This window comes from Geovibrio ferrireducens (assembly GCF_026226615.1).
Classification (GTDB): domain Bacteria; phylum Chrysiogenota; class Deferribacteres; order Deferribacterales; family Geovibrionaceae; genus Geovibrio; species Geovibrio ferrireducens.
In genome coordinates this window covers 285,809-308,696 of sequence record NZ_JAJAPB010000002.1, presented here as the reverse complement: position 1 = coordinate 308,696, position 22,888 = coordinate 285,809, and the positions used below count along the sequence as shown (strand labels likewise).

Annotated in this window: 16 protein-coding genes; 7 read left to right on the top strand and 9 right to left on the bottom strand. The window is 49.1% G+C overall.

Annotated features, from left to right (window positions below):
* The first annotated feature begins 8 nt into the window (after positions 1-8).
* Complete coding sequence (locus OSQ85_RS03400) at positions 9-2,648, top strand: tetratricopeptide repeat protein (protein WP_265821308.1); 2,640 nt, start codon at positions 9-11, stop codon at positions 2,646-2,648.
* Here the strand turns inward: OSQ85_RS03400 and OSQ85_RS03395 are convergent.
* Positions 2,645-3,961, bottom strand: coding sequence for a deoxyribodipyrimidine photo-lyase (locus tag OSQ85_RS03395; protein WP_265821307.1), 1,317 nt, complete (start codon positions 3,959-3,961; stop codon positions 2,645-2,647). The two genes, OSQ85_RS03400 and OSQ85_RS03395, sit on opposite strands and share 4 nt — an antisense overlap.
* A 92-nt stretch (positions 3,962-4,053) precedes the next feature.
* On the opposite strand from OSQ85_RS03395, the gene metH reads away from it, so the two are divergent.
* Both metH and OSQ85_RS03385 read left to right on the top strand, forming a co-directional pair.
* Positions 4,054-7,413: a methionine synthase gene (gene metH, locus OSQ85_RS03390; protein ID WP_265821305.1), complete on the top strand. Its 3,360-nt coding sequence runs from the start codon at positions 4,054-4,056 to the stop codon at positions 7,411-7,413.
* A 122-nt stretch (positions 7,414-7,535) separates the two neighbouring features.
* On the top strand, positions 7,536-7,925 hold the full coding sequence (locus OSQ85_RS03385) for a class II SORL domain-containing protein (RefSeq protein ID WP_265821304.1): 390 nt from the start codon (positions 7,536-7,538) through the stop codon (positions 7,923-7,925).
* 332 nt (positions 7,926-8,257) lie between these two features.
* Here OSQ85_RS03385 and OSQ85_RS03380 read toward each other — a convergent pair whose 3' ends face one another.
* Genes OSQ85_RS03380 through OSQ85_RS03370 form a run of 3 tightly spaced genes read right to left on the bottom strand, consistent with a single transcriptional unit; the run spans position 8,258 to position 11,279 of the window.
* Positions 8,258-8,560 carry a hypothetical protein gene (locus OSQ85_RS03380; RefSeq protein ID WP_265821303.1) on the bottom strand — a complete coding sequence of 101 codons (303 nt, stop codon included), beginning with the start codon at positions 8,558-8,560 and terminating at the stop codon, positions 8,258-8,260.
* 38 nt (positions 8,561-8,598) lie between these two features.
* Complete coding sequence (gene feoB, locus OSQ85_RS03375) at positions 8,599-11,040, bottom strand: ferrous iron transport protein B (protein ID WP_265821301.1); 2,442 nt, start codon at positions 11,038-11,040, stop codon at positions 8,599-8,601.
* Positions 11,037-11,279 (bottom strand): FeoA family protein, encoded by a 243-nt coding sequence (locus OSQ85_RS03370; RefSeq protein ID WP_265821300.1) that lies wholly within the window; start codon positions 11,277-11,279, stop codon positions 11,037-11,039. Before OSQ85_RS03370 ends, feoB (OSQ85_RS03375) begins: the two co-directional genes overlap by 4 nt.
* A 308-nt stretch (positions 11,280-11,587) precedes the next feature.
* Here OSQ85_RS03370 and OSQ85_RS03365 point away from each other — a divergent pair, with 308 nt between their 5' ends.
* Together OSQ85_RS03365 and feoB (OSQ85_RS03360) are read left to right on the top strand one after the other, a co-directional pair.
* Entirely contained in the window at positions 11,588-11,821 is a 234-nt protein-coding gene (locus OSQ85_RS03365) for a FeoA family protein (protein WP_265821298.1), read from the top strand.
* A gap of 4 nt (positions 11,822-11,825) precedes the next feature.
* Positions 11,826-13,970, top strand: a complete 2,145-nt coding sequence (gene feoB, locus OSQ85_RS03360) for a ferrous iron transport protein B (protein WP_265821296.1) — start codon at positions 11,826-11,828, stop codon at positions 13,968-13,970.
* Between the two features lie 85 nt (positions 13,971-14,055).
* Here the strand turns inward: feoB (OSQ85_RS03360) and OSQ85_RS03355 are convergent, their stop codons facing one another.
* Positions 14,056-15,984, bottom strand: a complete 1,929-nt coding sequence (locus tag OSQ85_RS03355) for a M3 family metallopeptidase (protein ID WP_265821295.1) — start codon at positions 15,982-15,984, stop codon at positions 14,056-14,058.
* A gap of 80 nt (positions 15,985-16,064) precedes the next feature.
* Here OSQ85_RS03355 and OSQ85_RS03350 point away from each other — a divergent pair, with 80 nt between their 5' ends.
* Entirely contained in the window at positions 16,065-16,250 is a 186-nt protein-coding gene (locus OSQ85_RS03350; RefSeq protein WP_265821293.1) for a uracil-DNA glycosylase, read from the top strand.
* On the opposite strand, the gene OSQ85_RS03345 is transcribed toward OSQ85_RS03350, so the two are convergent.
* Positions 16,225-16,890, bottom strand: a complete 666-nt coding sequence (locus tag OSQ85_RS03345; protein ID WP_265821291.1) for a Crp/Fnr family transcriptional regulator — start codon at positions 16,888-16,890, stop codon at positions 16,225-16,227. The two genes, OSQ85_RS03350 and OSQ85_RS03345, sit on opposite strands and share 26 nt — an antisense overlap.
* A 230-nt stretch (positions 16,891-17,120) precedes the next feature.
* On the opposite strand from OSQ85_RS03345, the gene OSQ85_RS03340 reads away from it, so the two are divergent.
* The gene (locus OSQ85_RS03340; RefSeq protein WP_265821289.1) at positions 17,121-17,627 is read left to right on the top strand and encodes a hypothetical protein; all 507 of its coding nucleotides are present in this window, start codon (positions 17,121-17,123) and stop codon (positions 17,625-17,627) included.
* On the opposite strand, the gene OSQ85_RS03335 is transcribed toward OSQ85_RS03340, so the two are convergent.
* The 3 genes from OSQ85_RS03335 to OSQ85_RS03325 all read right to left on the bottom strand — a co-directional run bounded on the left by OSQ85_RS03335 (position 17,624) and on the right by OSQ85_RS03325 (position 22,825).
* Complete coding sequence (locus tag OSQ85_RS03335; RefSeq protein WP_265821288.1) at positions 17,624-20,179, bottom strand: putative bifunctional diguanylate cyclase/phosphodiesterase; 2,556 nt, start codon at positions 20,177-20,179, stop codon at positions 17,624-17,626. The genes OSQ85_RS03340 and OSQ85_RS03335 overlap by 4 nt on opposite strands.
* Before the next feature lie 173 nt (positions 20,180-20,352).
* Positions 20,353-21,411, bottom strand: a complete 1,059-nt coding sequence (gene ispG, locus OSQ85_RS03330; RefSeq protein WP_265821287.1) for a flavodoxin-dependent (E)-4-hydroxy-3-methylbut-2-enyl-diphosphate synthase — start codon at positions 21,409-21,411, stop codon at positions 20,353-20,355.
* On the bottom strand, positions 21,395-22,825 hold the full coding sequence (locus tag OSQ85_RS03325) for a phosphomannomutase/phosphoglucomutase (protein ID WP_265821286.1): 1,431 nt from the start codon (positions 22,823-22,825) through the stop codon (positions 21,395-21,397). Before OSQ85_RS03325 ends, ispG begins: the two co-directional genes overlap by 17 nt.
* Between the last annotated feature and the right edge of the window lie 63 nt (positions 22,826-22,888).

Here is a 22,888-nt window from a genome sequence, read left to right as displayed (position 1 = left end):
TGAGGGGCATGGGGAAGTATACTGGTGCTTTCCGTGATTTTTTTACCGGAAATGAAGGCGGTACTGTACTTATCTCAGGCAGCGGCGGCTCCGGCAAGAGTGAGGTTCTCTCCGCTCTGAGACTTATGCCCGAAGTTGCTGATCCGTCCGTGGTTTCAGCTTCCATAGACTTATCCCTTGAGGTCAATATTGACAGTGAGCTTGGGCTGCTTGCCCTGCGCAATGAGCTCATAAAATATTATAAAATCAATTTCAGTTTCTTTGATGTGGCTTATGCGCTGTATCTGGTGCGCATAAACCCGAACAAGAAGCTGGACCGTGATCTGGATTTATACACCAACAGCAAGATAATAAACGAGGTTCTGGGAGTTGCCGGAGCAAAGGGGAACGAGTTTGTAAACAAGCTCTACTTCACAGTGGAAAGAGGCAAACCGGCGGTCACCGAATGGTGGAAGAATGACGGCGGAGCGGAACTCAACAGACTGCTGGAGGAAACGCCGGAGGCTGTCCGCAGAAAGCTGACCGCTCAGTGGGCTAAAGACCTCAGTCTGGCTCTTCAGGGCAGAAAATGTATAATGACCATAGATTCCTTTGAAAATATATACGGTGAGAACGGCTCCGGCAGAAAGCAGGGGGCAGACAGGTGGGTGAAGGAGCTTATGGCTCTTCTGCCCGGTGTAACTTTCGTGCTTTCCGGGCGTGAACTGCCCGAATGGGCGGAGAATGAAGCCCCTGAGAAGCTTTGCAGGCTTGAGACCGGAACCTTTGACAGGGATGATGCCGCATACCTTCTAGGATATTACGATATTAAAGATAAAAAAGTGTGCGATGCCGTTTTTGCTTCCGCAAGGGGGGACAAACTGCTCACCACCCTTCTTGCCGCGGGGCTTTCCGCTCTGAAGAAGGAGACGGGGAAGGAACCGGAGCCGGATCAGGTCGAGTACGGCGCAAAGGAGATCATACTTTTCTACAACGCCTCTTCCGAAGGGCGGGAAGGGGATATGGCGCGCATTCTCTCCGTGTGCCGCTGCTTCAATAAAGAGGTGTTTGAGTACCTTGTTTACGAGTTTCTGCCGGAAGGAGTAAGCTTTACATTCAGCGATTACTGCATGCTCCCGTCTGTCAGCCCGAACATCGGGCAGGACTGCGCGGCTCTCAAAAAGCCTTTCCGGGATGAGATTTACGCATCCCTCAACAGTGACCAGAAAGATAATGTGCATTACGCACTTTTCAACTTTTACCTCAAAAAGATAGACAGGGAAAAAGGCTCTTTTAAGACATACGGCTTTTATCTCAGCTTCCGCGAATGCTTTTACCACGCAAAATCCGCTCTGGACGGTGAAGGCTTTGTGGACTGGTTCATGGATTCCCACGCGAAACATTTTTCCAATGACAAAATGGGCTTCTGGATACACCTCCACGGCGAGGTTGTGGAGTATCTCAAAGGATTGATGGGGCTTGTAAATCCCTACACTGCCCTCTGCATGGAAAAGCTGGCGCAGATGTATGTGAATGTGGAAGATTACGGCAGGGCGGAACCGCTCCTTAAGAGGATGGTGAATATCCGTGAAAAGCTGAGCGGTGCGGAAAGTCAGGACACAGTGCGCAGCCGCAACAGGCTTGCATCCATGTATTCCGCCAAGGGTGACTATCAGTCCGCCATTGAGATGATGGGTAAGAACGCCGAAATAAAATCGCGCACAGAAGGGCCTGATCATCCGGAAACCCTGCGCTATCTCCAGAAGCTTGCGCTTCTTGCCATGAAAAATAAGGACTACAAAACAGCGGCGGATATAGGCGAACGCTCTCTCCGTCTGCATATACAGAGGCTGGGCAGGGAAAATCAGGAGACAGTGAAGGCAATGGGCGAACTGGCCGCCATAAGCGAAATGGCGGGCGATTTTGAACGGGCATGCGAACTGTTTAAGGAAGTCCTTGAAATCAGAGAAAAATCCCTCGGCGGCGGCCACCCTGAAACTGCTAAAAGCCTGAGCCAGCTTGCCTATTACTTTTACAGAAGGGGCGAGTATGATTCTGCTGAACCGCTTTTCTACAGGGCGCTTGAGGCCAAAGAGGCACAGCTCGGCGGCAACCACCCGCTTATTGCCGCCTACTGCAACAACTTAGGCTATATTTACTACTGCCGTGAAAAATACGGCCAAGCAGAGGTTATGTACGAAAAAGCTCTTAAAATAAAAGAGAAAAACTTCGGAGTCTCCCATCCTTCCACCCTTACCGGTGTTGCGAACCTTGCTGCGCTCAAGTTCAGGAAAGGGGAGATGGAAGAGGCGGAAGCTCTTTTCCGCAAAGTTCTGGAGCAGAGTGTAAATACATTCGGCGAGAAATCTGCGGAGACGGCAACGGACATGGCTAACCTTGCCTATGTTGTTTCCCGCAAAGGTGATTTAGCCGAAGCGGAAACTCTGTGCAGAGGCGCACTGAATATGAGAGATGAGGAGAACCCGCAGGATATGGCGGTTAACCTGAACAACCTCGGCGATGTCCTTTTCAGGAAAGGGGAAGTGGATGACGCATCCGATGTTCTGGAAAAGGCTTATACCGTTGCGGAATCATCCTTCGGCAGCGCCCACCCCCTTGTAAGGCGAATCCGGGCTAACCTTGAAAAAGTGCGGGACAGAATCCACTAGGCAAATCTGCCGATGTAGCTTTCTATATCAAACTTACGCTTGAGTCCTGCAAAATTCATATAACGCACCTTGCCGAAAACCGCCCGCTCCTGCCACGGCCTGTCATGTTTGCCAAAACACCATAAAACACCCGCAAAGCCGTTCGGGTCGCGCCCGTCAAGGCTGTATTTATCGTTCAGGGTTATGGCTGCTCTGTATGCCTCTTCCGGTGATTCTGTCCATTCGATTATCTTTTTACCCCAGTACATACGCATGTAGCCGTGCATTTTTCCTGTGAGAACCATCTCTCTCTGCGCCGCGTTCCACGCCGGGTCATGGGTCTGTGCGCCTTCGAGTTCTTGAAATGTATAAATGTATGGTCTTGCGTCATTTCTGTGTTCATCAAGCGTCTGCACAGCCCAAGGGTGCAGGGGACTGAGGCTGTCATACTCAGGGTTAAAATTCACCATGTTCATGGCAAGCTCCCGCCTGATTATCAGCTCCTCCAGAAATGAGGCGGACTTGGGATGCTCCTTAACTGCGAGGGCTATTTCAACTGCTGATATATTTCCGAAGTGGAGATAAGGGCTCAGCCCGCTCTGCGCATCCTCTGCGGGGTCATTGCGGAGCTCATCGTATGTTTCCAGCTTATCACTGATGAAGCTTTTAAGCCTTTGTGCCGCTTCATCCTCCCCGCCTATGAATGCGGAGACGGGGGCAACGGTTTTGTCAATGTCCAGCGCATTGACATCAGGCTCAGTACTTTCGCAGTCCGGTCTGAAATCCTTGATAACTAAGTCCCTCTGCTCAAGCGGGGCAAGGAACTTATCAAGCTGTTTTTTTATCTTCGGCCTGATGGTATAGGCGGCAAATTCCTCTTTGCCGCTTGTTGTTTCCACCGGAACCACGGCATCGCTCTCCACCTGAACCACGGAACAGGGTGCATTTCTGCCTATCTGCCGCCGCCACTCCTTCTGGATGCGCAGGTATCCTCTGTCCATTACGATCATTTCAGCATTGCGGGCGAGCTTAACCACTTCCTCCGGCGGGTTCCCCTTACGGAAAATCAGGCTGATTCCCCGCTGTTTCAGGTTTTTCTCCAGCGTTTTCAGACCCTCAAGCATGAATGTGTAATGGCGGAGGTTTGCCCCCGGAAAGCCGTCAGTTATCACAAAACAGGCAAACAGAGGCAGTCTTAGCTCATTGGCCTGCCTAACCGCAAACTCAAGGGCATGGTTAAACCTTGTTCTCTGCGCCTGCTGAATCCAGAGGAGAATGTACTTTCCGCCCGCAGAGGGCTTATTCAGGCTGACAATCCTTTCGCCCTGTATCATCTGTCACCTATAAACAGTTGCCGTATTTTATTTTATAATGATACTATAATCACCCCTCAATTAAAAGCGCACGCATATGCAAAGGAGCAGTTATGTTCAGAAAATTCGCCTCGGAAAATATAGTTCTCTTTGACGGAGCCATGGGCACGTCCATACAGAATTTTGACATCGGCGAAGATATATGGCAGGGAAAAAGCGGCTGCAGCGAATGGCTTAACATCGCAGCGCCGCATATCATAGAATCTATCCACAAAAGCTATCTGGAAGCCGGAGCGGATGTTGCGGAGACAAACACCTTCGGCGGAACCGAGCTTGTAATGCGGGAGTACGGCCTTGAGGACATGGTGGATGAGCTTAACCTCAGGGGCGCTCAGATCGCGGTAAAAGCCGCACGGGAATACGGAAAATTCGCCGCAGGCTCCATAGGCCCCGGAACAAGGCTTCCCAGCCTTGGGCAAATCTCCTTTGACGATATGCACCGGATGTATCTCCGCCAGACAAAAAGCCTTATAGAGGGCGGAGTTGACCTGCTCATAATAGAAACCTGTCAGGATCTGCTTCAGGTTAAGGCCGCGCTCCTCGGCGTATTTGATGCCCTTGGGGAGAAGGGGGCGGATCTGCCCGTAATGGTTTCGGTGACTGTGGAAAGCACAGGCAGCATGCTGATGGGAACCGACCTTTCTGCGGTGTGCACAGTGCTCAGCGGCTACCCTGTTCACTCCGTGGGGCTTAACTGCGCCACAGGACCGGACATGATGTTCGGCCCCGTAAAGACAATTTCAGAGAACTGGAACGGCGACATATCCTGCATACCTAATGCGGGTCTGCCGGAAAATATAGGCGGAAAAACAGTCTACAGCATGACTCCGGAAAAGCTTGCCGTTATAGCGGGCGAACTTATGGATAAATATCCGGTGAATATACTGGGCGGTTGCTGCGGAACAACCCCTGCGCACATAAAGGCTCTGCGCGGGATGATTAACGGCAAAAAAAGAAGGGAGCCTGTGCGGAAGCCATACACGGGCGTATGCGCCAGCCTTTACTCATCCATGCCCCTCAGCCAGAACCCTGCCCCATCCCTCATAGGCGAAAGGGCAAACTCCAACGGAAGCAAGGCCTTCCGCGAACTGCTCCTTGCGGGTGACGCTGACGGGATGCTGTCCGTTGCGAGAAATCAGGAAGGAGAAGGCGCACATTTCATAGATGCGTGCGTGGCATACGCAGGAAGGAACGAGGCGCATGACATGGGCAGTTTCATCTTTGAGCTGAACAAGACGCTTACCGTTCCCATCGTGATAGACTCCACTGAGCCGCCTGTGATTGAAAAAGCGCTGAAACTCTGCGGCGGAAAACCGGTTATCAACTCCGTAAACTTCGAGGACGGCGGGGAAAAACTGCACATTATCCTGAAGATGATAAAAAGATTTCCCGCGGCCTCAATAGCACTCACCATAGATGAAAAAGGTATGGCAATGACCGCGGCGGAAAAGTTCGCCATAGCCGAAAGGCTCTATAACACATGGAGCGGCGAATACGGGCTTCCGCCGGAGGATATAATAATCGACCCCCTCACATTCTCCATAGGCAGCGGGGACGAGACACTGACCATGGCGGCAGTGGAAACGCTGAACGCCATCAGGATGATAAAAGAGAGGCTGAAAGGCGCTAAAACAGTTCTGGGGCTCAGCAATGTTTCCTTCGGGCTTTCAGCGCAGAGCAGACCCGTTCTTAACTCCGTCTTCCTCCATGAAGCTGTGAAGGCAGGGCTTGACATGGCTATTGTCCATGCCGGGAAGATTCTCCCGCCAGCAATGATAGATGATGAGGACATGCGCCTGAGCCTTGATCTCATTCACGGCAAAGAGGGCGCGCTCACGGCATTTATAAACCGTTTTCAGGGCAGGGAAGACGTGCGGGACGACAGTTCCGGCGCTGATCTCTCCCCGTCCGAAAGGGTGGGGCGCATGATTCTGCGCGGCGAAAAGAAGGGGCTGAAAGAGGTTCTGGATGCTCTGATGGCGGAGCGTAAGCCCATTGATATAATAAACAATCTCATGCTTCCCGCAATGCAGGAGGTGGGCGAGCTTTTCGGGAGCGGCAAAATGCTTCTTCCGTTTGTGCTCCAGTCCGCAGAGGTTATGAAAGAGGGTGTGAAAATCCTCGAACCCTTCATGGAGAAGAATGAAACAGAATCCAAAGGGAAAATTGTTCTCGCAACGGTTAAAGGCGATGTGCACGACATTGGCAAAAACCTTGTGGATATAATACTCTCCAACAACGGCTTCACCGTCTACAACCTTGGGATCAAGGTTCCTGTGGAGGAGATGATCAGAAAAGCCGTTGAGGTGGGGGCGGATGCCATAGGGATGAGCGGCCTCCTTGTAAAATCTACGGTTATAATGAAAGAGAACATAGAAGAGCTTAAAAAACACGGTCTGGAGAAGAAGATTCTCCTCGGCGGAGCGGCGCTTACGGAAGGCTTTGTCGCCAATGAATGTGATACCATAATGCCCGGCAATGTTTTTTACTGCCGTGACGCGTTTGATGCACTCAAGGTTCTGGACGGCAGGGCAGAGGCGAAAAAAGCCCCTAAACCCGCCAGAGCGAAGGCCTCATTTGACTCGGTGGAGGAGCAGGCAGAGCCAATTACTTTCGGAGAAATCCCGTCAGTGCCTTTTTACGGCAGCAAAATTGTTTTCGATATTGACCCCGCCGGGCCGGAAAAATATCTCAATAAAACGACTCTTTTCACAAACAGATGGTCATATAAAAAGAAAGGGCTGACGGAAGAGGAGTTCGACCGCCTCATAATGGAAACCGCCCTGCCTGAATACAGGGAGATTTACGGCAACGCCATTGCAAAGGGGCTTCTGAACCCTGCGGTCTCCTACGGATATTTTCCCTGCCATGCGGACGGAGATTATCTGGTTATTTACGATGCAGATAAAAAGACGGAGAAAACCCGCTTTCTCCTCCCCCGCCAGACCAAGGGCGCGAAGCTCTGCCTTGCGGATTATTTCCTGCCGAAGGAAAAGGGGTTTGATGTTGTCGGTCTGAGCCTTGTCACCATAGGCAAAAAGCCGGAGGAGTTCTCCGCTAAGCTGTATGCCGCTGGGGATTATAAAAAATATTTCATGTATCACGGCCTTTTCACCGAGTTCACCGAGGCTCTGGCCGAGTACTGGCACAAGGTTATGAGAAAAGAGATGGGCATAGACGGAGCGGACGCAAAAACGCCGGATGGCATTATCTCCATGAAGTATCAGGGGCGCAGATACAGCTTCGGCTATCCCGCATGCCCCGATCTGGACGGCAATGCGGTGATTGCGGATATGCTGAGTGCGGATATGCTGGGCATACACGTTACGGAAAACGGGGAGATGGTTCCCGAATTTACCACAAGCGCAATCGTGGTTCATAACCGCCATGCGAAGTACTTTGTTATAAAATAGATAGGAAACAGGATTAAATTAGTATTAATATCTTGCAAAAATATTAATTGCGGGATAGGATGTATGCATCAAGTTTAAGTGATATACTTACTAAAATGTATAAATTACAAGGAGGCAGCAAAATGGCAATAGGACAATTTGTTAAAAGCGCAGACTTCAAGAGCGAAAAACACGTTCCGGTTATCGAACTCCCCGCTGATGTAAAGGCCGGTGAGCCCTTCTTCGTTACGGTTTCAGTGGGAAAAGAGATCGCCCACCCCAACACGACAGAGCACTTCATCAACTGGATAGCCCTCTACTTCAAACCCGAAGGTGAAGGCCCTGTTACCCAGCTTGCCAAATTCGAATTTGTAGCCCACGGCGAATCCACAAAAGGCGCCAATCAGGGACCCGCCTACACAGACCCCTTCGGCACGGCTAAAGTTAAGCTGAACGCCCCCGGAACACTTGTGGCAGTAAGCTACTGTAACATCCACGGTCTGTGGGAATCCAGCGCGGAAGTTAAGTTCTAAGATATTTTCAGACTTTGAGAGACAGGCGGGGCATGACCCCGCCTTTTTTGTTTCCGGTTTTCAATTTTCCATTCATGAGTCACTCTGAACAGAGTGAAGAGTCTCAAGCTCCGTAACAGGTAACTACGCTTTCTCAGATTGAGATCCTTCACCCCTGCGGGTTCAGGATGACCTGAAAACGTGTGTACTTATGCCGCAGGATGCAGACAGAAGCACTGTCTGGTTGTTCCCCCGGCATACAGGGATGTATGCCTCGCCGTGCGAAGCGAAGCCGTGTTCATCACGGCGCGAGCGTGTGTGCTTATGCCGCAGGATGCAGGCAGAAGCACTGTCTAGTTGATGTCCTTGCTTTTCACGATAACTTTGTGACCGTCACCAGCGTCAAGCACAGCCTGATATTCTCCGGCAGGCTTGGCGAAGGTTATTTCGCTGTTCTGGTCAAACTTGCCTTCGAATACTGTCTTTCCGTTCTGTTCAACGCGGAACTTTGAACCCGCTGCGCTGCTGCCGTCACTGAAACCGCCTTCGCATGTCACTTTGCCTTCACCTTCTGCGAAGCATGCCATAAGTGCAGTATGGGCAAAAGCCATTGACGCGGTGAGTACTACCGCAAGAACGATGATTAATTTTTTCATGAGTCCACCTCTTTTTTATTTCTGCCCTCATTGGGGCTTTATGAGTCCTGTTTCAGGCAGCCGCCTTTCCAGTTGACGGGTCTGCCCTTTATGAAGCCTGCAGTAAGTGCTGAGCCCGCCATGAGGAGATAGAACGCCAGCATGGTTTCCACCCCTGTCAGGCTGAAAGCTCCGCCAAGGGTGAAGAAAACAGATGCTGCCGCCACGCCCAGAACCATAGGGAAGAAAATGGCAAACATCATCCATCTGTATGAGCCTGTCTGCATGCGCACCACGATCATTGTGGCTATGCAGGGCGGGGTCAGTATCATGAATATCAGCATGGCGACAGCGTGCAGCGGTGTATATAGCCCGTCGGACGACATGGCCTCTTCCGCTCTCTGATCAGCCATGCCTGTTTCGTATATTGAGCCGAGGGTTGCGACAGCGCTTTCTCTGGCGGCGAATGAGCTTAGAAATGCCACATTCACACGCCAGTCAAATCCTGCGAACTGTGTGAGCGGCTCTAATGAGCGGCCGAACATGCCCAGAAAGGAGGTTTGTATCTTCTCTGTCTTTATTTCGTTCAGAAGTGTCTGCCCCGTGCGGGAAAGGGTTCTGACCTCTCTGCTGACTGCTCTCTGCTCATCGTTTTCCGGCACGATGAAACCTGTCAGAAGCGGGTGTTCCGCTTTCAGCGCCGCATCAATCCTCTCCGCTGCTTCGGGGGAGGATGCTGTCATTTTCTGCGCCCTGTATGTGTTGTAAAGGTTTATCAGCTTATGGATATTCTCTTTCTCTCCCAGAATTTCCGCATACTGGGTCTTTCCGGCATTATCCGCAAATTTTTGCATTGCTGCATCAGCCTGAGCGTTTATTTCAGCCTCTTTTTCAGGTGAAATACCCGGAAACTGCAATAGAACGAACAGTACCACAGCAACTGCGAGAACTATGCCGCCCACCTTTTTTATATATACCCAGACCCTTTGGAATGCCCTGAGCACAACCCCTTTCAATGTAGGCAGATGATAAGGGGGAAGTTCCATGACAAAGGGGGCTGTCTCCCTGTTTCTGAGAAATGTCAGGGTAAGCAGACGCGCCACAGTGAGGGCTATGAAGATAGTTACTGTGGAGATAAAAAACATCATAAGCGTCATCTGCTCCTCAAAAAACGCACCGAGGAGGAGGGCATAAAACGGAACTTTTGCCAGGCAGTTCATGTAAGGCACGGTAAGCACAGTGGCGAGCCTCGCCCGTTCATCCGCTATCCCTTTAGTAGCCATGACTCCGGGAACAGCGCAGCCGCCCACAAAAGCGCCGCCGAGAACAAGGGGAAGGGTGGACTGACCGTGCAGCCCGTAACGTTTGAAAACCCTGTCCAGTATGAAGGCAATGCGGGGCATGTAGCCTATGTCCTCAATGACTGCGATCAGCGCAAAGAGGATGAGGAAGATAGGCACATAGTTGAGAAGGGCAAGGGCGCTGTTCGTCATCCAGATTCCGAAGTCGGTGAGTATCGGTACATCGATAAACTGAGGCTCCGGCAGAACGGATATTATAAGGTTTTTCAGCATGGCAAGATAAGGCCATGTGTAGTTCGTTAGCTTGTATCCCATAACTATGGAGAGCTGGTAAACCAGATAGATTACCCCGGCGAGAAAAGGGAAGGCAAGCCATCTGTTCAGGATTATTTTATCCGCCTTTGAGGTGAGGGTTTCTTTTCCTGCCGCGGTTTCCTTTACGCATTTGTGGTAGAGGTAGTCAGCACTCTGGTATCTTATTGCAGCGAGGAAGGAATCAATATCCAGATCGTGGGCTGAATGTATCTTTCTGTACTCATCCTCCATCTCTTCCTTTGTTATGCCAGTTTTCGCTAGTACAGCCTCATCAGCCTCAAGGGCTTTTATGGCAAACCATCTGGGAGATATTGCCGAATCAGTCTTAATCCTGCCTGTGTATTTCGCTATGTATTGTTCAAGCTCTTCATAGTTTATTTCAAAATCCACAGCGCCACATGAACCGACATCGGTGACCGCGCTGAGTATCTCTTTTCTGCCTATGTTTCTGGAGCCCACAGCCTCAACAACTTTTACCCGGAGCAGTTCGGACAGTTTTTTCACATCAATTTCCATGCCGCGTCTTTTGGCGACATCAGCCATATTAAGCACAAGCACAACCGGAATCCCAAGCTCCAGAAGCTGGAAGGTCAAATACAGGCTGCGTTTGATATTGGAGGCATCTATTACGTTGATGATGACATCGGGGCTCTCATTTATCAGGTAATCCTTAGCCACGCGCTCCTCAAGGGAGAATGAGCTGAAGGAGTAAGTTCCCGGAAGGTCAACAAGCTCAATCTTTGTTCCGCCGTGGCTCATCACAGCGGTTTTTTTATCCACAGTGACACCCGGATAATTGGCTATGTGCTGATTAACTCCGCTGAGCATTGTGAATATAGTGGACTTGCCGCAGTTGGGCTGTCCGGCAAGGGCAACCTTTATCATATCAGTTCCACTTCTATTATTCCGGCTTCTTCTTTCCTGATAGTTACGAAGTAGTTCTGAACCATAACCTCAATAGGGTCCATCAGGGGTGCAGTGCGCACCATGAGTATCTCCGAGCCGGGGATGAACCCCATATTGTAAAGCTTCTGTTTCAGAAGCCCTTTCGCGCTGTAGTTTTTTATGCGTGCTTTTTCGTTTGTCTTCATCTCGGACAATGTCAGAATTTCAGTTTCCGGCATGCTTCACCTGGTATCTCTTTCTTTGTTAGATATAGATAATAAATTTAGGTTTTAGTATATAAGTTTGAATGTGGCAATAAAATTCTTGGTAATTTTATATTTATGCAGCAGCCAAAAAAATTGCACTGGTGAAAAAAGAAGATATATGTCAGGAACTAGGGTTCAAAAAGACTTCAAAAAGCTGATTGATATGTGTTTTCAATTGAATTTTCTCTATTGACATAGATGATACATAGTTATATAGCACTAATTAATTTTAGAATCCAAAATTTGAATAGGCACTCTAAGTAAAATTGGAGGAGGTTAATTTGGAAGTCTTATTAAGAAATATGAAAGTAAACCAGAAAGGAACGGTAACAAAAATAAACTGTGAAGGCGAGATTTGCCGCCGCATCCGAGACATAGGTATTTCTGTCGGAGCGGAGGTTTTTGTTACGGGCAGAGCTCCTCTGTATGACCCGGTTGCGCTGAAAGTTAATGATACTGTGGTTACACTCCGCAACAGCGAAGCGGACAATATCTACGTTGAAGTGAAGGGGTAATTATATGTCAGCATTGAAAGCAGTTTTGGCGGGCAACCCCAACAGCGGAAAAACAACCCTTTTCAACCTTATCGCCGGCACGCACTACAAAGTGGCGAACTATGCCGGAGTTACAGTTGAGAAGAAGGAAGCCAGAATCAGCTACGACGGAAGCGAAATCATCCTCACTGACCTTCCCGGAACCTACTCTCTCACCGCTTATTCCCTTGAGGAAGTGGTAGCCAGAGACTTTATCACCACCACTAACCCTGATGTTATAGTAGATGTTGTTGATGCCTCAAACCTTGAGCGTAACCTTTACCTTGCTGTTCAGCTTATGGAGCTTAACAAGCCTGTGGTTGTGGCGCTCAACATGATAGACATGGCGGAGAAGAGAAATATCCGTGTGGATGCTGAGCTTCTTTCTAAAAAACTCGGTGTTCCGGTTATTAAAACAATAGCAAGGGACGGCGTGGGCAAAAAAGAGCTTCTTGAGGGCATTCTTAAGTTCAAGTCCGAAAAAAGAGAGTTCAGAATATCCTACGGAAGCGACCTTGACCCTGCACTTGAGGAAATGGAAGCGATCATCAATGAGAAATCCTTCCTCACAGACAGCTACCCCTCAAGGTGGACTGCCATTAAATATCTTGAAAACGATGCGGAAATAATGAAAAAGGGCGAAGCGTTCGCCGATGTTCACGGAAAACTCACCGCAATAGTTGAAAGAGTTGAAAAGCACCTTAAAAAAACACTCGACACTTACCCCGAAATAATCATAGCGGACTACAGATACGGCTACCTCAGATCCGTTCTGAAAGACGTGGTTAAAAAAGAGAACGAAATGGAGAGGCTTTATCTTTCTGATAAGGCTGATAAGGTGCTCACTAACAGAGTTCTCGGCCCCTTTATAATGCTTGCCGTTCTCTATGGTCTTTATGAATTTACATTCTGGGCAAGCGAAACACCCGTGGGCTGGCTTGAAAGCCTCTTCGGCTGGATGGGAGATACTGCTGATGCGCTTCTTCCCGACGGTCTGCTTAAATCGCTTGTTATTTCAGGTATTATAGACGGCGTAGGCGGGGTTCTCGGTTTTGCACCGCTGATTCTGTTCATGTTCTTCATCATTGCCATCCTTGAGGACACCGGCTACATGACAAGGATTGCCTACATGCTTGACCGTGTTTTCCGTGCTTTCGGCCTTCAGGGCAGCTCTGTTGTTCCCTACATAGTCGGCGGCGGTATAGCTGGCGGATGCGCAATCCCCGGTGTAATGGCTGCAAGAACTATCAAAAGCCCCAAAGAAAGACTCCTGACGATTCTCACCACTCCTTTTATGGCGTGCGGTGCGAAGCTTCCGGTTTATGCTCTTCTTATAGCGGCATTCTGGCCCGGCAACAAAGGCGGAATGATGCTCGGCATCACTCTGGGAAGCTGGGCGCTTGCTCTTCTCATGGCGAAGGTTCTCGGACTTACCATAGTGAAAGGCGAGCAGTCGGTTTTCATTATGGAGCTTCCCCCTTACAGGATGCCCACAGTTAAAGGCCTTCTCTTTCACGCATGGGAAAAGACATGGATGTACGTCAAAAAAGCAGGTACTATAATCCTTGCTGTGTCTGTCATCCTGTGGGCTCTGATGACATTCCCCGGAATGAGCGAAGAGAGAAGCGCGTACTATGAAGACCAGATAGCTCAGGTTGAAAGCACAGTAGCAGACGAGGAAGCTCAGGCGGAAGCCATAGCTGAAATTGAAAACGCCGCGCTTTCCGAGGAACTCAGAGGCTCATACGCAGGCAGAATAGGCACTTTCTTTGAGCCTGTAACACAGCTTGCCGGATTTGACTGGAGAACAAACATCTCTATCATTGCAGGTATCGCAGCGAAAGAGCTTGTGGTTTCCACCCTCGGCACTGCATACTCTCTCGGTGAGGTTGATGCTGAGGAATCAGAGCCTCTGTCAGCCAGACTCGCCAGCGACCCCTCATGGTCAATTGCAACAGCAGTGGCATTCCTTCTGTTTACAATGCTTTACTCACCCTGCTTCGTGACACTCGCTGTCATAAACAAGGAGACAGGCAGCAGAAAATGGACGGCTTTTGCTCTTGTCGGCTATACTGTGTTCGCATTTGTTGTATCAATCATCGCTTACAATGTTGTGAGCCTGATGATCTGAACTGAACCGATAAAAATCTGAATTATACAGAAAACCCCTCTTAACGGAGGGGTTTTTTTGTTGATGATAAAAAAGTGACAGCGGCTTATGCCTTAATCCCTTCCAGTTCGAGCATCCCTTCAATACCGGGCTCACGGCCAATGAACTCACGGTAGAGTTCCATGGCTTTGCGGCTGCCGCCGTTTTTCAGGATGATACCGAAATATCTGTCAGCCAGTTCCCTGTTGAAGATTCCCTGTTTTCTGAATTCCATAAAGGCATCCGCGCTCATGCGCTCCGCCCATTTATAGCTGTAGTAGCCTGCGGCGTACCCGCCGGAGAATATGTGGCTGAATCCGTTCTGGAATTTGTTGTATGAGGGCGGCTTTATCAGCGATGTTTTTTCGCGCACCTTGTCAAGAATCTCCTGAACCTCAGCCTCTGTGCAGGGTTTTTGGTGTATCAGCATGTCAAACATGCCGAATTCTATCTGTCTGAGGATAACAAGCGCCGCATGGTAGCTGCGTACATCTTTCAGCCTTCCCACCATCTCAGCGGGGATGATTTCCCCTGTCTGATAATGTTTTGCGAACATGGACAGTACGTCCTCCTCATAGGCGAAAAGCTCCAGAAACTGTGAAGGAAATTCCACTGCATCCCACTCCACACCGTTTATGCCGCTCACATCCGCCTCGTCAATCTCGCTGCAAAGGTGGTGCAGGGCGTGCCCCATTTCATGGAAGAGAGTTACCACATCCCTGTGTCTGAGGAGCGACGGACGGCCGTCCTTTGCGGAGGGGAAGTTGGCGGCTATGATTGCAGTGGCGGGAATAACCTGTCCGTCCTCTGTGTGTCTTGTCACCCAGTCGTTCATCCATGCTCCGTCCCGCTTTTCTTTGCGGGCTTCCATGTCCATGTAGAGGCGGGCAAATTCGTGCCCGTCCCTTGAAATATCGTAAACTGTTACGCTTTCATGCCATACGGGAACATCTTTCTTCTCAAACCTGAGAGAGAAAACCTTGTCCAGAAAGCTGATCATTCCGTTTATGACATTGTTTTTTTCAAAATACGGGCGGTAGAGTTCTTCATCAAATCCGTAAAGGTGCTTCTTGTACTGTTCAGAGACAAACATGAAGTCATGGCTCTCAATCTCCTGCCCGAAGAATGTCCTGAGTTCTTCAATCTCTTTTTCGGCAGGTTTTTTCACGCGCTCAAGGAGTGTTTCAAGGAGCCTGAGCACATCCGCCGGACTGTTTGCGTCTTTTGATGCGAGGGAGTATTCCGCATAGTTCTCAAATCCTGTGAGCTGTGCCAGTTCATGGCGCAGACGCATTGTGTTTTCTATAACACCGCCGTTTTCGGGCGCTCTTGTGCAGTAAGCTTTGTAGAGCTTTTCCCTTATTTCTCTGTTTCTGCCGTGGGTCATGTAGGCAATGTAGACAGGCATCTGGAGGGTGAGCTTCCAGCCGTTTTCGGTCTTCATTCCGGCAAGGTCGCTTTCAGGTATCCCTTCCATGTCCGCCGGGTCGGTTATCTCAAGTTCATATGCCGCTGTGGCGTTCAGCAGGTTCTGGAAAAAGGCGTTTCCGAGTTCGCTCAGTGCAAGGGCGATCTCTTTTACACGCTGCTTTTTATTCTCAGGCAGGTCAACGCCGCCCAGCCTGAAACTGCGGAGGGAATCCTCAACGGATTTACGCCTTGCGGGGGTGAGGTCTTCTGTTTCCGCGATTCTTTTAACCGCTTTCATTATCTCCGCGTTCTGGTTAAACCATGTGGAGTAGTCGCTTAATAGAGGGATGCAGGCGGCGTAGAGCTCCTGAGTTTCTTTGCTGTTGCATACGCTGTTTAAGTGCCCAACAGGGAAGAACAGCTTCGAGATTTCCGCACCTGTCTTTTCCAGAGGCTTCATAAAGCTGTCGTAAGTGGGGTTTTCCTGCCTGCAAAGCTCGTTTGCAAGCTGTTTTGCGTTATCTATTGCTTCTTTTATCTGTTTGTCTTTACTGCTGAGAATATCGGGGGAATACAGGGCAAACATTTTAACCTCTTTAACTTATTTTGAATTACTGATAATATATCATCCCTGAAATCAGATACAAGGGGTCAGGTTTTAAAAAGATGAAAAGAGTGAACTGCTACAAGTGCGAAGGCTATTACGTGACATGGGAAGAGGGGATGCCCCACGGATGCAGGATACTGGGTTTCAAGTCAAAGCTTATGCCCTCGCTCTCCGTTTTCAGATCTTCCGGCATGCCCTGCCAGTACTTCACCGAAAAAGCTAATAAAAAAGAGAAGGCTCCTTAAGGTAAAGGTTGTCCCCTTTCATTTTCACATGCCCTTCAAGGTTCAGGATTTTCATGCACTTGGTGACAGATTCTCTGGACGCGCCGATCATGGAGCTTATTTCCTGATGGGTGAGCTTTTTTATCCTGATATAGCTGCCGTTTTTCTCGCCGTTTTCCTTGGCAATGTCAAAAAGCTGCTTTAATATCCTTTCCTTAACATTCAGAAACGCGAGGGACTCTATGAGCTCATCCGCCTTCCGCAGCCTGCCCACAAGGATCTGGAGCATGGTTATGGCAACCTCCGGCTCCTCCCTCATAAGGCGGAGGAATGGCTCTCTGCCTATTTTGCAGAGGCTTGACTCCTCATCTGCTATGATTGTCCCGGCGCGTTCTTTCTGGTCTATGAGGCTGAACTCGCCGAATATGTCATACTTGCCGAAGCGGTGCAGGAGGATTTCGTCCCCGTCCTCGTCAATGAGAACGGCACGGAAAGAACCGGAAAGAACAATGCACAGCTCAGTGCCGGCATCCCCTTTATGAAGAACGGTTTCTTCCTTATTGAACTTTTTGGTTTTGAGTGACTGGGCTATTTTTTCAAGCTTGTTTGATTCAATCTTTGAAAAAAGCTCAACATTCTTCAGTTCTTCGCCAAGGCTCATGATCCCCTCCGTGTTCTCAACCACCATATAATTTTTAAGCACTGTTTTCAACAGGCATTGCAAACTATTTCCATTAAAAGCTTAAACTCCGGGCATGATCTTTTTTAACGCATGATCGTAAATTATTCTTAAAGATCAGCTTTCTGATCGCCGATTGGATCGATCCCGGAGGATGATTTCGGCGCAACCTTCACCGACGGGATTTTACGGACAGTATTTTGAGGTGAAAAATGGACATAAGGCTGAATCAGACCATTAAAGGTCTGAAGCAGGACAATACCGTTTCCTCTCCCCATAAGGAGCAGAAGACGGAAGGTCTTGATTTTGAAGAAATTCTTCTTGAAAAAACAGGCAGCGGATTCAAAGAGGCCCAGGCGGCAGTTATAGCCGGAGCGGCCAGAATATTCGATGAAATGGCGGAAACATGGTCTGCCTATGAGGAGCTTTTATCCGGCGGTGATGAAAGCTGGTTTGAGGATGAATACGGCTTCGGCGGGGATGACGGCGAGCTGGACAGGCTGGAAGACCTTGTAAAGGGCAGGGGCTACTACAGTGTGGACTCTGTGGCTAAAAGGCTTTTTGATATGGTGAAGGACGCTTCCGGCGGGAAGGATCTGCTCCGTCTTGCAGATTCTCTGGCAGAGGCGCTGAAACAGACAGAGAGAAACAGCGGGGAGCTCCCGGAGGCTCTTTATGAGGCTCTTGAATCTGCCTCCTACAGGCTCCGCAGGGCTTAGAAGGTTTTAAAAGTGTTGTTTTCCAGAAGAGCGGGCGCGGGTTTGTCGATAAAATAGCCCTGAGCATAATCCACGCCCAGTTCCTTCAGGGAAGCGAGAACCTCGCCGTTTTCCACATATTCGGCAACGGTGCGTATGTTCAGTTCCTCAGCGAGTGTCAGCGCGCTTTTTACAAAGGCTTTGTCCACGTCATCGCTCAGGATATTGCGTATGAAATCCCCTTCTATCTTTATGAAGTCAATGGGGAAATTCTTTATGTAATGGAAGGAAGAGAAACCTGAGCCGAAGTCATCAATGGCAAACATGAACCCCTCGTTCTTGAGCTTCATTATAAAATGTGCAAGGAGAGATATGTTTTTTACAGTCTCTCTTTCCGTTATTTCGAACACTATTTTTGATTTGTCTATACCGTATTTTAGTGTAAGGCTGAGTATCTGCACCGCAAATTCCTCCATCATCAGGGATTTCGGTGAGAGATTGATAAACAGGAAGCCTTTATAACCCGCTTTTCTGATTTCGGCGAATGCTTTCTCCATAAGCATAAGATCCATTCTGTGCATGACACCCATGGCTTCCGCATCGTCTATAAACTCCGCTGCGGGCATTATACGCCCGTTTACCGGTATGCGCATGAGAAGCTCATGAACGGAAACACTGTTATCCGTGAGCGACATTATGGGCTGGAAATAGGGGATAAGGCTTTTGTTTTCTATCGCATTGAGAATAATCTGGTTTTTAACGCCCATCTCCTTGAGGCTATTTATAATATCCTCTCCGGTGGGGGCGCAGATCCGGTTTTTTCCTTCTCTTTTCGCTTTATACATCATGTTGCTGGCAACAAGGAAAAGCTTCTTGTCCTCATCTGCATGAAAGGGGTAGCTGGCTATTCCTATGGAGGTCGTGGCCTTTATGTTTTTTCCGTCAGGCGCAAGAACGTTCACTGCATCAAGGTTTTCCTTAATCCGCTGAACTACTGTGTATGCATTTTCCTCATCCGCTTCGGGGAGGATGAGTGTGAATTCATCACCTCCGTAACGGGCTACTATGTCCTCCTCCCTGCTGGTGCTTCTGAGTCTCTCAGCGAACCTCTGGAGGAGCTTGTCGCCGAAGGCATGTCCGTAAACATCGTTAATCAGCTTGAAGTTGTCAAAATCAAGAACCACAAGGGAAAACCATGACTTATGCCTTTCCGCACGCTTGGTTTCAGCCTTTAGCAGATCCCAGAACATGCGCTGGTTGTGGAGGTTTGTCAGGGGATCTCTGGTGGCGAAAAATTCCACATCCTTGGTGTAAAGGTGGATAGCCTTCACCGAACCCACAACGTTCATCAGGGTGGTGAGTATGCTGTCCACAACGATCGATTTTGATTTATCCTCATTAAAAGGGGTCTGTATTCCTATGCCCGTTATGTTGCCGATGCGCCTTTCGGGGAAGGTGAGGTTTTTAAGCTGGGAGGCTATCTCTTCCTTACTCATGCGCACTATGTCCTTACCCATTTCGGCCACGTAGTGTTTTATGGACGGGGGGCTGTCGCTGAAAATAGCTTTCAGCATGGGTATATCAAAAACGGCTTCCTCAAAGGCCATTTTTGTTTCGGTATCCGGGTTGTGGTTCCAGAAAACAAAAAATTCGTAGGTATCGTCAGTTTTGAAAACAGCGAAAAGTGCCTGACAGTAAACAACTGAGTTTACGCTGCGCAGGAGCTTCTTGGTGTAGTCCACCCAGTCGGTGATCGCCTCTGCGGTGATGACCAGGCGTTCCATGAGCCTTATCTGAAACTGGAGAGTATCGTTGTCCGTTGCTATGCTCCTCAGCCTTCCTGCCAGTTCCTCAATCTCCTCGTTTATGGCGGCAACCTCCATAAGGCTGTAGTCGCTGCGCTGTAAACTGACCGATTTCAGATCCTCCACAGAGTTAATGTTGCTTATGCTGGAGTGGAGCTTATCCAGCATCTGTTTAAGCCTGCGGGAGACAAAGAAGGATATAACAATGCCGATAAAAAGAGGGACGGGGAGTATTATCATCAGCAGAAGTCTTATGTTCCGCGCTGTTTTATCCTGAAGAAAAAAGAAATTCTGGGTGGTTTTAATCACCCCTATAACATCCCCTTCTATGACATTGTCATGGCAGGTGAGGCATTTTTTCTCGGCGATGACGGGCATAACCTCGGTGAGTGAATCACTGGTATGAAGAGTGCGCATAACTCCGGAGCGGAAAGCTTCGTTCACGAGGCTGTCCTGGTCGTTCTGGCGGACGTAGCCGAACATCTCGCTCACGGCGTAGCCTCTGTGTATCTCTATGCTCATGTCGCTGCTGTCGTAGGATTTTGTGATGTTCTCTATGATGTACTCAAGCTCCTCCCGCGATGCGCCGCGCTCCATAGCCACGTACAGGGAGTTGAATGTCTGCTCAAGCATCACCCGCGCGGTCTTGTCAGCGTAGCCGAAGAGAAGTTTATTATAGGAGTAGGAGCTGATGGTATAAACACCCGCGAAAACCAGAAACGCGGTCAGAAGAGTTGAAGCGAGTATGTAGTGCTTTATGCTTTTCATAAATTTTTTCAGCCGTACCCTGTATGGATTGTAACAATGCCATTATATATAACTATTTTTATGAGGAAAAGCAAAGACAAGGGAGTGGATGTCAAATAAATGGCAAGGCTCACTCGGTAAAATGCACACAGCTTTCTCTCAATAGCCGTGTTGAGATAACGGCTCTCAACAGACTATTTTACACCGTCTTCCTTTAAAATGCTAAGAAGTTCGGATAAAAGATTTTTTTCTTCCGTTTTTTTCACGATCTCCCCTTTCTTAAAGAGCAGACCCTGTCCTCTGCCTCCGGCTATGCCGTAGTCAGCCTCTCTTGCCTCACCCGGACCGTTGACCGGACAGCCCATAACGGCAATATGCAGGGGAGTTGTGAATGCAGAGAGAGCTTTTTCCGTTTCTTCCGCAAGTTTTATGAGATCGATCTCGGCTCTGCCGCATGTGGGGCACGAGATAACCTGCACCCCCCTTTGTCTGAGTTCGAGGGATTTGAGTATTTCCCATGCCACGCGCACTTCCTGAACCGGATCTCCGGTGAGAGAAACCCTTATGGTGTCCCCTATGCCGCGGGAGAGTACTGCACCTATGCCTGCCGAGGACTTCACCGTTCCGGTGAAAATTGTTCCGGCCTCAGTAATGCCCACATGCAGGGGGTAGGGAAATTCTTCCGCAAAGCGGGTATATGCCGCCACAGACAGATTTACACTGCTTGCCTTGAGGGAAACCTTAAAATCGGTAAAGGAATGTTTTTCGAACAGCCGCACATGCTCCGCAGCGGAACGCACTATGGCCTCCGCGCTCACACCGTACTGCTTTCTGATCTCTTTTTCAATTGATCCTGAGTTCACTCCGATGCGGATCGATTTTCCGTTGGCCTTAGCCGCCTGAATCACTTTTATGCATTTGTCCTCCCCGCCTATGTTGCCGGGGTTTATTCTTATGCAGTCTGCTCCGCTTTCAAAGCTTGCTATGGCCAGCCTGTGGTCGAAGTGAATATCCGCTATGATGGGTATGTTTATATTATTTTTTATTGTCTTGATAGCCGCCGCAGCCTCGGCATCCACAACAGCAACGCGTATTATCTCGCATCCGGCTTCCTCCAGACGCTTAATCTGTTCTATTGTGGCTTCCGTGTCTCTGGTGTCAGTGTTGGTCATGGACTGCACTGATACCGGTGCGCCGCCGCCTATCCTGACACTGCCGACTGCAATCTGTTTTGTATTAATCCGGTAGAACAATTTTCATTCCTGTTACTTTTTCCAGTAGGAGAATATATCCCTCCATGGTTTCTTTGTCCAGAGCTTCAAAGCGTAAAACCACGGCAGGCTGAGTGTTGCTTGCGCGCAATAATGCCCAGCCTTTATCGAAAGTGATTCTCACACCGTCTATTCCGTTGATGTCTCTGATTAAATCTGTTGTTTTGCTCATAGACTCAAATTCTCTTTTGACTTTTTCAACAAAAGAAAATTTTTCAGAATCCGGGAAATCAAGCCTGATTTCCGGCGTATTTATGTATTCCGGAAAATTTTTAATAAGCCCGTCCGCATTTTCGATTTCGCCTGAGAGCAGCCTGTCCGCGTATATTTCGAAGAAACGCAGTGATGCGTATATGCCGTCATCAAACCCGAAGAAGCGGTCATTGAAGAATATATGCGCACTTGTTTCCCCCGCAAGAGGGGCATTCAGTTCAAGCATTCTGTCCTTTATCATGGAATGCCCCGCCTTCCACATAACCGCCTGTGCGCCGCAGTCTTCCAGCATGTCATAAAGCGCCTTCGAGGCCTTCACATCGCCTATTACCACAGGGTTCTTCTCTCTCCTGCATAGATCCTGTGCGAAAACAGCCAGCAGCATGTCTCCCCTGATTATATGTCCTGAGTTTGTCACTGCGATTATCCTGTCCGCATCGCCGTCATAAGCTGCGGCAAAATCGGCTCCGTGAGCCCTGACAGCCGCTATGGCATCACTGAGGTTTTTGTCCACAGTGGGGTCGGGGTGATGGTTCGGGAACGTGCCGTCCTCCTCGCAGAACAGGGGTATCACCTCTGCTCCGAGAGATTCAAAAAGCAGCGGCGCTATATTCGAGGCAACGCCGTTTCCGCAGTCGATTACAACTTTCGGTCTCCTGGCAAGGCGGCTTATTTTTTCCCTGAGCCCGGCAAAGTGCTCAAGGCTCCATTTTATATACTCATCCGTCATATTCCTTGAAGTGAGCGTACCTTTTTCCTTTGCCTCAATATATCCGCGCTCAAGTATGCTGCGGTATATTTCCTGAATCAGGTGGGAGTGATAAACTTTTTTGTCACTGCCGAACTTCATTCCGTTGTATTCCGGCGGGTTGTGGCTTCCGGTTATCATTATATAACCGTCCGCATCTGTGGTTTTTGAGGTGAAGTAAATTACAGGGGAGGGGCATACTCCGGCATCAAGAACATCTGCGCCTGCATCGGTAAGCCCCTGAACCGTGCGTCTGAAAAGCTCAAGGGAGGACGGGCGCACATCCCTGCCCACGGCAACTTTGCATCTGCGCCCTTTTTCTCTGAACAGTTTTAACGCGAATGCGTTTGCCACCAACGCCGCCGCATCGTATGAAAGTTTGTCCGGCACAGTGCCTCTGACATCGTAATCCCTGAAAATTGAAGCTTCTATCAAGGCATACTCCGTTATGCTTTGTAAGTATTATTGTATTTATTTTTAAAAAAACTGTGCTATAAT

Coding starts and splice junctions, on each gene's coding strand:
- OSQ85_RS03400 (WP_265821308.1), top strand. CDS start 9: ATGGGGAAGTATACTGGTGCTTTCCGTGATTTTTTTACCGGAAATGAA.
- OSQ85_RS03395 (WP_265821307.1), bottom strand. CDS start 3,961: ATGATACAGGGCGAAAGGATTGTCAGCCTGAATAAGCCCTCTGCGGGC.
- metH (WP_265821305.1), top strand. CDS start 4,054: ATGTTCAGAAAATTCGCCTCGGAAAATATAGTTCTCTTTGACGGAGCC.
- OSQ85_RS03385 (WP_265821304.1), top strand. CDS start 7,536: ATGGCAATAGGACAATTTGTTAAAAGCGCAGACTTCAAGAGCGAAAAA.
- OSQ85_RS03380 (WP_265821303.1), bottom strand. CDS start 8,560: ATGAAAAAATTAATCATCGTTCTTGCGGTAGTACTCACCGCGTCAATG.
- feoB (WP_265821301.1), bottom strand. CDS start 11,040: ATGATAAAGGTTGCCCTTGCCGGACAGCCCAACTGCGGCAAGTCCACT.
- OSQ85_RS03370 (WP_265821300.1), bottom strand. CDS start 11,279: ATGCCGGAAACTGAAATTCTGACATTGTCCGAGATGAAGACAAACGAA.
- feoB (WP_265821296.1), top strand. CDS start 11,826: ATGTCAGCATTGAAAGCAGTTTTGGCGGGCAACCCCAACAGCGGAAAA.
- OSQ85_RS03355 (WP_265821295.1), bottom strand. CDS start 15,984: ATGTTTGCCCTGTATTCCCCCGATATTCTCAGCAGTAAAGACAAACAG.
- OSQ85_RS03350 (WP_265821293.1), top strand. CDS start 16,065: ATGAAAAGAGTGAACTGCTACAAGTGCGAAGGCTATTACGTGACATGG.
- OSQ85_RS03345 (WP_265821291.1), bottom strand. CDS start 16,890: ATGAGCCTTGGCGAAGAACTGAAGAATGTTGAGCTTTTTTCAAAGATT.
- OSQ85_RS03340 (WP_265821289.1), top strand. CDS start 17,121: ATGGACATAAGGCTGAATCAGACCATTAAAGGTCTGAAGCAGGACAAT.
- OSQ85_RS03335 (WP_265821288.1), bottom strand. CDS start 20,179: ATGAAAAGCATAAAGCACTACATACTCGCTTCAACTCTTCTGACCGCG.